The organism is Streptococcus halichoeri (assembly GCF_019774635.1).
GTDB classification, from domain to species: domain Bacteria; phylum Bacillota; class Bacilli; order Lactobacillales; family Streptococcaceae; genus Streptococcus; species Streptococcus halichoeri.
The window spans coordinates 1387945-1400497 of sequence record NZ_CP081502.1; the positions used below are offsets into that span (position 1 = coordinate 1387945).

12 protein-coding genes are annotated in these 12553 nt (G+C 40.8%); 10 read left to right on the forward strand and 2 right to left on the reverse strand.

All coding sequences use genetic code 11. From position 1 onward, the window contains the following. Positions 1–2: 2 nt before the first annotated feature. From folB to K5J94_RS06650, 7 genes are all read left to right on the forward strand, one after another. A complete protein-coding gene (gene folB / locus K5J94_RS06620) occupies positions 3–362 on the forward strand; it encodes a dihydroneopterin aldolase (RefSeq protein ID WP_159559643.1) in 360 nt (119 codons plus the stop codon). Next, on the forward strand, positions 359–841 hold the full coding sequence (gene folK, locus K5J94_RS06625) for a 2-amino-4-hydroxy-6-hydroxymethyldihydropteridine diphosphokinase (RefSeq protein WP_221912680.1): 483 nt from the start codon (positions 359–361) through the stop codon (positions 839–841). The genes folB and folK overlap by 4 nt, the downstream gene beginning before the upstream one ends. 113 nt (positions 842–954) lie before the next feature. Continuing rightward, on the forward strand, positions 955–1866 hold the full coding sequence (gene murB / locus K5J94_RS06630; protein ID WP_159564564.1) for a UDP-N-acetylmuramate dehydrogenase: 912 nt from the start codon (positions 955–957) through the stop codon (positions 1864–1866). Between the two features lie 3 nt (positions 1867–1869). Then, on the forward strand, positions 1870–3024 hold the full coding sequence (locus K5J94_RS06635) for an ABC transporter ATP-binding protein (RefSeq protein WP_159543785.1): 1155 nt from the start codon (positions 1870–1872) through the stop codon (positions 3022–3024). Continuing rightward, positions 3008–3802 carry an ABC transporter permease gene (locus K5J94_RS06640; protein ID WP_159543783.1) on the forward strand — a complete coding sequence of 265 codons (795 nt, stop codon included), beginning with the start codon at positions 3008–3010 and terminating at the stop codon, positions 3800–3802. Before K5J94_RS06635 ends, K5J94_RS06640 begins: the two co-directional genes overlap by 17 nt. After that, a complete protein-coding gene (locus K5J94_RS06645) occupies positions 3799–4575 on the forward strand; it encodes an ABC transporter permease (protein ID WP_221912682.1) in 777 nt (258 codons plus the stop codon). The genes K5J94_RS06640 and K5J94_RS06645 overlap by 4 nt, the downstream gene beginning before the upstream one ends. Further along, complete coding sequence (locus tag K5J94_RS06650; RefSeq protein ID WP_159564566.1) at positions 4568–5641, forward strand: ABC transporter substrate-binding protein; 1074 nt, start codon at positions 4568–4570, stop codon at positions 5639–5641. Before K5J94_RS06645 ends, K5J94_RS06650 begins: the two co-directional genes overlap by 8 nt. Before the next feature lie 113 nt (positions 5642–5754). Here K5J94_RS06650 and K5J94_RS06655 read toward each other — a convergent pair whose 3' ends face one another. Together K5J94_RS06655 and K5J94_RS06660 are read right to left on the reverse strand one after the other, a co-directional pair. After that, positions 5755–6426, reverse strand: a complete 672-nt coding sequence (locus tag K5J94_RS06655; protein ID WP_159564568.1) for a response regulator — start codon at positions 6424–6426, stop codon at positions 5755–5757. Next, positions 6407–7948, reverse strand: a complete 1542-nt coding sequence (locus tag K5J94_RS06660; protein WP_159564570.1) for a Spo0B domain-containing protein — start codon at positions 7946–7948, stop codon at positions 6407–6409. Before K5J94_RS06660 ends, K5J94_RS06655 begins: the two co-directional genes overlap by 20 nt. Before the next feature lie 207 nt (positions 7949–8155). Here K5J94_RS06660 and K5J94_RS06665 point away from each other — a divergent pair, with 207 nt between their 5' ends. From K5J94_RS06665 to K5J94_RS06675, 3 genes are all read left to right on the forward strand, one after another. After that, complete coding sequence (locus tag K5J94_RS06665) at positions 8156–9427, forward strand: 2-hydroxycarboxylate transporter family protein (RefSeq protein WP_408022843.1); 1272 nt, start codon at positions 8156–8158, stop codon at positions 9425–9427. Positions 9428–9452: 25 nt separating this feature from the next. Then, positions 9453–10622: an NAD(P)-dependent malic enzyme gene (locus K5J94_RS06670; protein ID WP_159543773.1), complete on the forward strand. Its 1170-nt coding sequence runs from the start codon at positions 9453–9455 to the stop codon at positions 10620–10622. Positions 10623–10873: 251 nt separating this feature from the next. Beyond that, positions 10874–12406, forward strand: coding sequence for a ClC family H(+)/Cl(-) exchange transporter (locus K5J94_RS06675; RefSeq protein WP_159564572.1), 1533 nt, complete (start codon positions 10874–10876; stop codon positions 12404–12406). Positions 12407–12553: the final 147 nt, after the last annotated feature.

Sequence of the window (12553 nt, forward strand, 5' to 3'; positions counted from 1 at the left end):
GGATGGATAAGATATTATTAAATGGCTGCCGCTATTATGGCTACCATGGCGCCTTAAAAGAAGAAAATGTGCTTGGTCAAATTTTTGTGATTGATTTGGAATTAGGGTTAGATTTAACACCTGCCGGACGATCTGATCAGGTGGAAGATACCGTCCACTATGGCCTGGTTTACGAGACGATACAAAAGGAAGTAGAGCAAACCAGGCATCAATTGATTGAGCATTTGGCAGAGACCATTTGTCAGCAGCTCTTTAGGGAGTATGCTCTCATTCAAACCATCTGTATTACTATTCGTAAAGAAAATCCGCCAATTGCAGGGCACTATGACTCTGTTGGCATCTATTTGGAGCGTAGCCGATGAATACTATTTTTTTATCATTAGGAAGTAACCAGGGAGATCGGACAGCCTATTTAAATGATGCTGTTCAAGCTATTGCGAATTTACCCGAGACGCATTTAATAGCTGTGTCTTCTTATTATGAAACGGCAGCCTGGGGCAAGGAAGATCAGGCAGATTTTTTGAATATCGCGTGTCAGGTCGAAACGACTATGTCTGCGCATGCTTTTTTATCAAAAACGCAAGCTATCGAACAGGCCTTAGGCCGTGTCCGACATGAGAAGTGGGGACCACGGACAATTGATATTGATTTGCTGCTTTTTAATCATGAGCGCATCACTTCTGATGATTTGCTTATCCCGCATCCTTATATGACACAACGCGCTTTTGTGCTGATACCACTTTTAGAAATCGCTCCAAACTTGCGGCTGGAGCCAGACGGCAAATTGCTGTCGCACTATCTAACAGCCTTAGATTTATCAGGTGTTCGAAAAGTTAATTAGACAAGGCAGGGTCTGAAAAAATTATCGTTATTTTTAATTTTTTTTGGTATAATAATACCCGCCTTGTGTCGATTTTTTAATGTCAAAGGTAAAGAATTGGAAAGAAGTTATCCATGATTAGTGAATTAGAAGGAATTGATATTCGTTTCGACGAACCTTTAAAAAAGTATACCTATACTAAAGTAGGCGGTCCGGCTGATTATTTAGTATTTCCAAGAAATCGCTACGAATTAAAACGAGTGGTGTCCTATGCAAATGCGCATGACATCCCCTGGTTAGTGCTTGGTAACGCAAGTAATTTAATTGTTCGAGATGGTGGAATTCGGGGCTTTGTTATTTTATTAGATAACTTAAATAGTGTGACGGTTAATGGCTACACCATCGAGGCAGAAGCTGGTGCTAACTTAATTGAGACAACAAAAGTGGCTAAATTTCATAGCTTGACAGGGTTTGAATTTGCTTGTGGCATCCCTGGGAGTGTGGGTGGTGCTATTTTTATGAATGCCGGAGCTTATGGCGGTGAAATGGCACATATCTTTTTATCGGCCAAAGTTTTAACACCAGAAGGTGAGATAAAAACCCTCTCGGCACGTGATATGGCCTTTGGTTATCGTCATTCAGCTATTCAAGAAACCGGTGATATTGTGATCTCGGCAAAATTTGCCTTAAAACCTGGCAATTATGATCAGATTGGGCAGGAAATGGATCGTTTAAATCATTTGCGTCGTCTGAAACAACCCTTGGAATACCCTTCATGTGGCTCGGTCTTTAAACGTCCTTTAGGGCATTTTGCTGGGCAATTAATCATGGAATCTCATTTAAAGGGCTATCGTATTGGTGGCGTTGAAGTTTCACAAAAACACGCTGGCTTTATGATTAATGTTGCCGATGGTACCGCCGCTGATTATGAAAAGCTAATCGCCCATGTTATTACTACTGTTGAAGCTCGTTCTGGGGTCAGGCTCGAGCGAGAAGTTCGCATTATTGGTGAGAAAATGGAAGAAAGTGTTATGGAGGATTTATGACAATTGACTAAGCCAATTATCGCATTTGACCATGTTACCAAAATCTTTGAAGATAGCGGGACAAGGGTGCTTAAAGATATTAACTTTGAGCTAGAAGAAGGTAAATTTTATACCTTATTGGGAGCCTCTGGTTCAGGGAAGTCAACCATTTTAAACATCATGGCAGGGCTATTGGATGCAACGAGTGGTGATGTCTATCTTGATGGCAAACGTATTAATGACTTGCCTATTAACAAACGCGACATTCACACCGTTTTTCAAAATTATGCCTTGTTTCCACATATGAATGTTTTTGATAATGTTGCATTTGCCTTAAAATTGAAAAAAGTGCCAAAAGCAGAAATTGCTGCTCGCGTAGCAGAAACCTTGAAACTGGTGCACTTAGAAGGGTTTGAAAGCCGCCCGATTCAAAAGCTATCAGGTGGCCAACGACAACGCGTTGCCATTGCGCGAGCAATTATTAATCAGCCGCGCCTTGTTCTGTTAGATGAACCTCTGTCTGCTTTAGACTTAAAACTGCGCACAGAGATGCAATATGAACTTCGTGAACTGCAACAACGCTTAGGTATTACCTTTGTCTTTGTTACGCATGACCAAGAAGAAGCACTTGCAATGAGTGACTGGATTTTTGTAATGAACGAAGGAGAAATTGTGCAATCGGGAAGTCCGGTAGATATTTATGATGAGCCCATCAATCATTTTGTCGCTAATTTCATAGGTGAATCAAATATTATTAACGGCATTATGATCGAAGACTATTTGGTTTCTTTCAATGGACAAACCTTCGAATCAGTAGACGGTGGCATGCGCCCCAATGAACCAGTCGAAGTTGTGATTCGGCCAGAAGACTTGCAAATTACCTTGCCAGAAGAAGGGAAATTACAGGTTAAGGTTGATACACAGCTATTTCGTGGTGTGCATTATGAAATTATTGCCTATGATGAACGAGGCAATGAATGGATGATTCATTCGACACGAAAGGCGATCGAAGGCGAAGTTATTGGTCTTAATTTCACACCAGAAGACATTCATATCATGCGTTTGAATGAAACAGAAGAAGAGTTCGATGCTCGGATTGAAGAATATGTGGAAAGCGAAGACTACGAAGATGGTTTAATTAATGCCATTGAGGAGGAACGCAATGAAGAAAACCTCTAAGCTTTTTTCCCTTCCTTATTTTCTGTGGATTTTTTTGTTTGTACTAGCACCGGTGGCTCTCCTTGTATATAAATCTTTTTTTGACATTCAAGGCAAGGTAACCGTTGCTAATTATCAGACTTTTTTTAGCTCTTGGACTTATCTTAGAATGAGTTTTAACTCTATTTTATATGCTGGGATTATTACTGTGGTTACCTTGTTGTTAGCCTACCCGGCTGCTTTCTTTTTAAGGCAACTAAAACATAAACAATTATGGCTCATGCTGATTATTTTACCAACTTGGGTAAATCTATTGCTTAAGGCTTATGCCTTTATGGGGATTTTTGGTCAAGAAGGTGGTGTGAATGCCTTTTTGACCTTTATCGGCATTGGTCCCAAACAGATACTATTTACTGATTTTTCCTTTATTTTTGTGGCGTCCTATATTGAATTGCCCTTTATGTTATTACCGATTTTCAATGTTTTAGATGATATTGATACCAATGTGATTAATGCTAGTCGAGATTTAGGAGCTAATGAATGGCAGACCTTTTTAAAAGTGATTTTCCCTTTGTCTTTAAATGGGGTGCGAGCTGGTGTTCAGTCAGTTTTCATTCCTAGTCTTAGTCTCTTTATGTTGACACGCTTGATTGGTGGTAACCGGGTTATCACCCTTGGTACAGCTATTGAGCAGCATTTTCTAACGACACAAAACTGGGGCATGGGCTCGACCATTGGAGTTGTTTTAATTATTACTATGGTTGTGATTATGTGGGCGACAAAGGAGAGAAGTAAATGAAAAAAATAGCTAACTTGTATTTAACTTTTACCTTTGTATTGCTTTATGTGCCGATTTTCTATTTAATTTTTTATTCCTTCAATAAGGGCGGTGATATGAATGGGTTTAAGGGAATCACCTTAGATAACTATCAAGCCCTGTTTGCAGATAGTCGCTTGATGTCTATTTTGCTTCAAACCTTTGTTCTTGCCTTTTTAAGTGCTTTAATTGCCACAGCTATAGGCACCTTTGGAGCCATTTATATCCATGAAAGACGCCAAAAATGGCAAAATGCTTTTTTATCAGTTAATAATGTGCTAATGGTTTCGCCAGATGTCATGATTGGAGCTTCTTTTTTGATTTTATTCACCACTTTGAAGTTTCAGTTGGGCCTGCTTTCTGTTTTGCTAAGCCATATTGCCTTTTCGATACCGATTGTGGTCTTGATGGTCTTACCTCGCTTGAAAGAAATGAATCAAGATATGGTGAATGCTGCTTATGATTTAGGCGCTAGCTATCTCCAAATGCTCAAAGAAGTCATGCTACCTTATTTAACACCAGGGATTATTGCAGGCTATTTTATGGCCTTTACCTATTCTTTAGATGATTTTGCGGTGACATTTTTCTTAACTGGAAATGGCTTTACAACCTTATCAGTGGAGATTTATTCTCGTGCTCGCCACGGGATTTCCCTTGAGATCAATGCCCTTTCGACCATCGTTTTTTTCTTCTCTATTTTATTGGTGATTGGTTATTATTACATTTCAAAAGAGAAGGAGGACAAGCATGCGTAAACTGTATTCCTTTATCCTGGGGGTTCTTGTGATTATTGCGCTGCTTGCGACCCTCTCGTTTACCATTACTAAAAAATCGGGCTCAGCTAACCAATCCGATAAGCTGGTTGTGTATAATTGGGGTGATTATATCGATCCTGCCCTGCTTAAAAAATTTACAAAAGAAACGGGTATCCAAGTTCAGTACGAGACCTTTGATTCCAATGAAGCCATGTATACCAAGATTAAACAAGGCGGAACCACCTACGATGTAGCTGTGCCAAGCGACTACACCATTGACAAAATGATTAAAGAAAAACTTTTGGTCAAGCTAGATAAGCACCAAATCAAAGGATTTTCTAACATCGGAGAAGCCTTTGTCGGAAAAAGCTTCGATCCCCAAAACGACTATTCCATACCCTATTTTTGGGGAACGGTTGGCATAGTGTATAACACACAGTTGGTGGATCAGGTGCCCAAGCATTGGATTGATCTATGGCGTCCAGAATATAACAATAAGATTATGTTAGTTGATGGGGCACGCGAGGTCATGGGGCTAGGTCTAAATAGCTTTGGTTATAGTTTAAATTCGAAAAATAAAGACCAGCTAGCAGCAGTTGAAAAAAAATTACAGGATTTAACGCCTAATATCAAAGCAATTGTTGCTGATGAAATGAAAGGCTATATGATCCAAGGGGATGCTGCCGTAGGCGTAACCTTCTCAGGCGAAGCCAGTGAGATGCTGGATAAGAACCCTCATCTACGTTATGTCGTCCCTAGTGAAGGCTCTAATCTCTGGTTTGATAATCTCGTTATTCCCAAAACAGTAAAACATAAAAAAGAAGCCTATGCCTTTATTAATTTTATGTTAGAGCCTAAAAACGCCGCTCAAAATGCTGAGTACATTGGCTATGCCACACCTAATAATCAGGCTAAAGCTTTGCTACCAAAAGAAATTAAAGAAGATAAAGCTTTTTATCCTGATGAACAAACAATCAAGAAATTAGAAGTCTATAACAACCTAGGCAATCATTGGTTAGGCATATATAATGACTTGTATTTACAATTTAAGATGTATCGTAAATAATAATTAGCGGCCAATCGCTTAGCTTAGATACAAGCAGATACGACAAAAAGACTAAGATTAGTAATGAAGACTCTCTAATAGGAGATGACATGACTAAGCTTAGTCTTTTTTATTTAGCGCAAGCGATAGACACGATAAGGACGACCCACTTTAACATAAATCTGTTCGCTGTTTAGATAATGATTATCTTCCAAAAAAGCGATGTATTTTCGAATAGAGACATGTGATAGTTGGGTAATGTCCGCCAATTCCTGGATGGTAAAAGCTTGATTTAAGTCTTGAATCGTTTTAAGAATGAAGTTAAACGTTGCTTCAGATAGCCCTTTTTCCAATAAAATAGCGTGAGAGGACGTCGTGATTACTTGTGGGGCATTTAATTGATCAATTTGTTGTTGCTGGATGCGTTGTTGATTAAGCTGGTTTTTGACCTCTAAAAAGCGCTTGATGCTTTCTTGAAAACGGTCAAAGGTAAAGGGTTTGATCAGATAATCAACCACCCCTAAATGAAAGGCTCGCTTGATGGTTTGGCCATCATTGGCCGCTGAGATAACAATGACCTCACAGTTGTGGTGCTGTGCTCGGATGATTTCTAACAGATGGATACCTGTTCCATCTTTAATGTGAATGTCTAGCAGGATTAAATCAAAAGCATAATGTTCTAGTTGGGTTAAGGCATCAGATAGAGCATCGCTAGAAATGATACTATCAAATAGATTTGTTTTTTCAAGATAATTACGATGAATAAAGTCTACCATAGGGTCATCTTCAATAATGAGTACTTTCATAGTCAGCTCCTTTGTAAGGGGTGGTAATGGTAAAGGCAATTTGGTTATCTGTAATATGACTGGTAAAGACCGTTTGGGTATCTGATAACAGTTGCTTAAAGTAATCAATATGAAACAGTTTGGCAATTGAGGTGCTTTGCAAATTTTCATCTTCAATGAGATAGGTTGTAGAGAGATAACCCTGCTCCCAACTAATACGCATTAACACAGATTGGGGTTTCCAGCTAGTAATAACTTTAGGATGGATGAAGCGATAGAGTGCCAAGCAATGGTTAAGTTGGTTTTTGGAATACGCAAGCGGCACTTCACTCATAATCTCAAAGCGCAACTGAATGTTTAATTCTTTGTATTTTTCTTGCTCACCAATCAAGAAGCTTGCTAACAAGGGTTCCTTAATTAAAACAGATAAGCTGGAAATAATTTGATTTTCAGGTGCTAAAATACTATCTAGATAAATCTTGAGTTGATCGTAATAGGCAATATCAACCAGCCCGTAAATCACATGCATTTGATTCATAAAACGGTGTGTCTGTGCTTGAAGCGCAGAAGCGTAGGTGGTTGTATAGGCTAATTGATCTAACATGGCTAGCGCATCATGGGCGTAACGAATGAAAATCAAGTAGCCGCGGAGATCACGATTGACAATAATTGGAGAAACAGTTAGCAGATAGTCGTCGTCTTGAAAGCGAAAGAGTTGCTCATGATGGTTTGCTAGATCAATCTTAGCAAAATTGGGAAAAAGCTCGTAAATAGATTGTCCATTTGATAGCTTGAGCTGTAATTTTTCTTGAATGAGGGTAGCAGCGGCGTGGTTTGATAGTTTAATGTGCTTTTCTTGGTTGATGACAAAAACTGCAGCCTCTGTTTGATCAAGCATCGCATTACGCTCTTCTAATAGCTGAAAAATCTCTTGCGGCTCCAAATTATGGAGCTGCTGCTTTAAGCGCAACGCAATTAGGGTAATAACCAAGATAGACAGTGCTAAACAAAGCAAAAAAGCTAGAGTATATTTCTTTTTAGTCTGTAGGACCACTTCATTTAAGGTGGTGAGTTTGATTCCCACAGCCAAGGCCCCAATTTGTTTGTGCTGATTAAAAACGGGGACCAGATAGCGTACAGATTTGCCAAGGCTTCCTCGAGCAGTTGATAAGATTTTCTGACCGCGAAGGGCTGCTGTTTCATCACCACCTTGAAAAGGCTTGCCGATTTTTTGAGGATTGGGATGAGTTAAGCGAATCCCTTCTTGGTTCATGACGACAACATAATCTAGGCCATAGGATTTGGCAATACGGTTGGTATATTGGTTAACGGAGCGACCATCCGCTTGATTGAGTAGCAGTTGCTGGATACGCTGATCTTTTGCTAAAAACTGAGCTGTGGCAGTTAATAAATGGGTTTCTTGTGCCTTGATGTGGCGATAGTTTTCTTTAATCATGATCGTATAAAACAGGCTTGATGTTACCATGATTATCAATAACAAAGTTAAAGATAGGCTTTGCCAGAGCGAAAATCGTCTTTTCATGTTTTTAGTATACCATGTTGGCACCACAAAGGTTTGCTTTAAATTAATTAAATAAATTGAAATAGTTGAAGAACTTAAAGTAATTAAATAATCTTTTGCTTGAACGTTGATTTTATTATACTGAAAGCATCACAAAGGGGAGGTTTTTTCATGGAAATGCAAACATCACATGATTTACCAAAAACACCACCACCAACTAAAGGATGGATGACAGTCAAAGTTGGTTCAGTGCCGCTACCTGTATATCTTGCTATGGCTGCGCTTATTTTTGTTACGGGCTACCTGCAACAGTTACCGGTCAATATGCTAGGTGGCTTTGCGGTTATCTTAACACTGGGTTGGCTGCTAGGAACTATTGGGGCAACCATTCCAGGACTCAAACATTTTGGTGGTCCGGCAATCTTGTCTCTATTGGTTCCGTCCATCTTGGTATTTTTCAATCTCCTAAATCCCAATGTTTTGGCCGCAACCAATATTTTGATGAAACAAGCCAACTTTCTCTATTTTTATATTGCTTGTTTGGTTTGTGGAAGTATCCTAGGTATGAATCGAAAAATCTTGATTCAAGGCCTTTTTCGGATGATTATTCCTATGTTTTTAGGTATGGTTTGTGCCATGGCGGTCGGAACGCTCGTTGGGGTCCTGCTGGGACTTAAGTGGCAACACACCCTCTTTTATATTGTAACTCCTGTCTTAGCCGGAGGGATTGGCGAAGGTATTTTACCTCTTTCTTTAGGCTATAGTTCCATTACAGGTGTTGCTAGTGAGCAGTTAGTAGCACAATTAATTCCAGCTACTATCATTGGTAATTTTTTTGCCATCCTTTGCACCGCCTTACTCAACCGCTTTGGAGAAAAACATCCTGACTACTCAGGCCAAGGCCAGCTGGTTAAAATAGGTAAGACCGAAGATATGTCCGATGCTTTACAAGATCAATCGGGTGCCTTGGATGTTAAATTGATGGGAGCGGGTGTTTTGACAGCTTGTACGCTTTTTATTGCTGGTGGACTCTTGCAACATTTGACAGGCTTTCCTGGACCGGTTCTGATGATTATTCTGGCGGCTTTCTTAAAATATGTCAATATTATTCCTCAAGAAACTCAAAATGGCGCCAAGCAGCTGTATAAATTCATCTCAAGTAATTTTACCTTTCCGCTTATGGCTGGTCTGGGATTGCTTTATATTCCCCTTAAAGATGTCGTAGCTACCTTGAGTTGGCAATATTTCATTGTTGTGATTAGCGTCGTGCTTACCGTTGTTTCAGTTGGCTTTTTTGTCTCGCGTTTCTTGAACATGAATCCTGTCGAAGCAGCCATCGTCTCTGCTTGTCAAAGTGGGATGGGAGGAACAGGTGACGTTGCCATCTTAAGCACAGCAGATCGGATGAATCTTATGCCATTTGCCCAAGTTGCAACCCGTCTTGGTGGGGCGATTACAGTCATCACCATGACTGCTATTTTACGGTTTATTTTCCATTAATCATTAATCTTGAAGGGAGTTTCACATGACAACAGATTTAGGACAACGAGCGATCGATCAAGCCCGCAAGCATGGTGGTAAATTAGAAGTTAGCCCCAAGGTGAGCATTAAAAACAAGGAAGATTTGAGCATTGCTTACACCCCCGGTGTGGCCAGTGTCTCCTCAGCTATTGCCAATGATCCAGCCCTAGGCTATACTTTAACTACCAAAAAAAATACCGTTGCTGTCGTGAGTGATGGGACAGCAGTTTTAGGGTTAGGCGATATTGGCCCTCTGGCGGCGATGCCTGTTATGGAAGGAAAAGCAGCGCTCTTTAAAGCATTTGCCGGTGTTGATGCCATACCGATTGTATTAGATACTAAAGATCCGGATGAAATCGTGAGAATTGTCAAAGCAATGGCGCCAACTTTTGGTGGGATTAATTTGGAAGACATCAGTGCGCCGCGTTGCTTTGAAATCGAACAACGCCTAATTGAAGAATGCGATATTCCTGTTTTTCATGATGACCAGCACGGAACAGCGATTGTTGTGCTAGCAGCCGTCTTTAATAGTTTAAAATTAATCGGAAAAGAGCTTGCACAAGCCAAAATTGTTGTCAATGGCGGCGGTTCAGCTGGTTTATCCATCACCCGCAAGTTACTTGCAGCTGGTGCGACTGATGTGACTGTCGTTGATAGATTTGGCATTATCAATCAGGCTGATCAAAACAAACTTGCCCCACATCATTTTGAAATCGCAAAAGTAACTAATAAGGAAGGTCGTAGTGGGGGCTTAGACAAAGCCCTAGAAGGGGCAGACATCTTTATTGGCGTTTCGGCTCCAGGTGTGCTAAAAGCAGAATGGATTGCCTTAATGGCTGATAAACCGATAATCTTTGCCATGGCTAATCCCGTACCAGAAATCTATCCAGATCAGGCCTTAGCAGCCGGTGCTTATATTGTCGGGACGGGCAGAAGCGATTTTCCAAATCAAATTAATAATGTGTTAGCTTTCCCTGGAATCTTTCGTGGTGCACTAGATGCGCGTGCAAAAACCATTACCATTGAGATGCAAATTGCAGCTGCTAAAGGAATTGCAAGTCTCGTCACGGACGAGGAATTATCACCCACTCACATCATACCTGGGGCGTTTGATGCGGGCGTGGCTGATCTTGTAGCCAAAAGTGTTCGTGATGCCACGGATCATAAGGTTTAAAAATGTTCTGTTGAAAGAATAACTAAGACTGTGACTACTTGTTACAGTCTTTTTAGACGCCTTGCCTTGGCTTGTTATCCCTTAATCAAAAGAAATAGGCTGTTCTTCAAAAAGCCTATAAACTAAAAAATAAATTAACGGCTCGTTTTCCTTCCTACTAGAGGCTAGTGGCTTGTTGGCTGAAACTGCCCCTAGAAACTTGACCTTAGCTTTGATACAATAGAAAGGTATTGAACAGAAATGAGGTCAAAATGGAAAATCATCAACGCGAATATCAATTCTCAAACGAGTCAATCATTGCCTTTGTCTGGCGTGGTGCCCTTGTTGGATTGATTGCAGGAATCGTTGTGAGTTTATTTCGCTTAATCATTGAAAAAGTAGGTGGTTGGGTTATCATGCTTTATCACCAGTCGCACCAGTTGCCCTACTTGTTAATCCTAATTACCTTAGGCTCAGCACTTGCTGTGGTACTTGCAGGCTACCTTGCCCATTTAGAGCCTGACATCAAGGGCTCAGGTATTCCCCACGTAGAAGGTGAACTAAAGGGTCTTCTGTCCCCCAATTGGTGGTCTGTTCTTTGGAAAAAATTTCTAGGTGGTATTTTAGGTATTTCTGCGGGCTTTATGCTGGGACGTGAAGGACCATCTATTCAGCTTGGTGCCATGTCTGCTAAAGGCTTAGCTAAGCGATTAGGCGCCAGTCACATGGAGCGCCGCGTCATGATAGCCAGCGGAGCAGCAGCAGGACTCTCAGCCGCCTTCAACGCGCCAATAGCTGGCCTCTTGTTTGTCGTCGAAGAGATTTACCATCACTTTTCCCGCCTCATTTGGATTTCTGCCTTAGTTGCCAGCTTAGTCGCCAATATCGTCTCGCTCAAAATCTTTGGCCTAACCCCGGTCCTAGCCATGCCTTCTGATTTGCCGACGTTGACCTTGAAGCACTATTGGTTACTCCTTATTTTAGGATTATTGCTGGGCTGTTTAGGCTATTACTATGAGGTTATTATTCTCAAGATCAGTCAGTGGTATCAAAGCTGCGCAAGCAAAATTGGCTTACCTACATCGCTGCAGGCCTTATTGACCTTGCCCTTTATTATCATGATTGGCTATTATTTGCCCATATTATTAGGTGGTGGCCATCAGTTAATTTTGCAGCTGGCCCAGGCTTCACAGCCGATCATGTTGTTATTAGTCTATTTTATTATCCGTTTTGTGATTAGCATGCTGAGTTTTGGTAGTGGCTTGCCCGGAGGTATTTTCTTGCCCATCCTCACCCTAGGCGGTTTAGCCGGTTTGATTATAGGCAGTCTTTTTATTCACTGGCAGTTGATTGATGCCAGCTATGCCACCCTTTTTATTGTACTTGGTATGGCCGGTTATTTTGCGGCTGTCTCCAAAGCACCATTAACAGGAATGATTTTAGTAACTGAAATGGTAGGTGATTTCAAACCCTTGATGGCAATTGCTGTGGTGACTTTTGTGGCCTATGTGATGATGGACTTACTAAATGGCCACCCTATCTATGAAGCTATGCTGGATAAGATGACTATTCAAAAACCAGCCCGCACCTTAGAACCAACCTTAATTGAACTCACCGTCACAGATAAAATTGCTGGAAAACAAGTCAAGGACCTTAATCTGCCTATGGACGTTTTGATCACAACGCAATTAAACCATCATCGCACCCAAGTCGTGACGGGCAATACACAACTCGAGGCGGGGGCTACCATTTTTGTGGTTGTCAACCAAAATGAATTAGGTCAAGTGCGCGAGCTTTTAATGTAAAAATGCTCAATGGATCAGTTTGGCAAAGAATCAGGACAAATACTGCTGGCTTTACTTGGTTTTTTTAAGCTTCAGTCAAAAAGTAGTGACTGAACATTTTTTCGATGCTAGATTGAAAAATTTTGAAAATAAGGGAAGTACCAGCAC

Bases quoted from the DNA above. Each gene is read 5' to 3' on its own strand.
- K5J94_RS06640 (WP_159543783.1), top strand. From the start codon at position 3,008: ATGAAGAAAACCTCTAAGCTTTTTTCCCTTCCTTATTTTCTGTGGATT.
- K5J94_RS06650 (WP_159564566.1), top strand. From the start codon at position 4,568: ATGCGTAAACTGTATTCCTTTATCCTGGGGGTTCTTGTGATTATTGCG.
- K5J94_RS06655 (WP_159564568.1), bottom strand. From the start codon at position 6,426: ATGAAAGTACTCATTATTGAAGATGACCCTATGGTAGACTTTATTCAT.
- K5J94_RS06675 (WP_159564572.1), top strand. From the start codon at position 10,874: ATGGAAAATCATCAACGCGAATATCAATTCTCAAACGAGTCAATCATT.
- folK (WP_221912680.1), top strand. From the start codon at position 359: ATGAATACTATTTTTTTATCATTAGGAAGTAACCAGGGAGATCGGACA.
- K5J94_RS06670 (WP_159543773.1), top strand. From the start codon at position 9,453: ATGACAACAGATTTAGGACAACGAGCGATCGATCAAGCCCGCAAGCAT.
- folB (WP_159559643.1), top strand. From the start codon at position 3: ATGGATAAGATATTATTAAATGGCTGCCGCTATTATGGCTACCATGGC.
- K5J94_RS06645 (WP_221912682.1), top strand. From the start codon at position 3,799: ATGAAAAAAATAGCTAACTTGTATTTAACTTTTACCTTTGTATTGCTT.
- K5J94_RS06660 (WP_159564570.1), bottom strand. From the start codon at position 7,948: ATGAAAAGACGATTTTCGCTCTGGCAAAGCCTATCTTTAACTTTGTTA.
- murB (WP_159564564.1), top strand. From the start codon at position 955: ATGATTAGTGAATTAGAAGGAATTGATATTCGTTTCGACGAACCTTTA.
- K5J94_RS06665 (WP_408022843.1), top strand. From the start codon at position 8,156: ATGACAGTCAAAGTTGGTTCAGTGCCGCTACCTGTATATCTTGCTATG.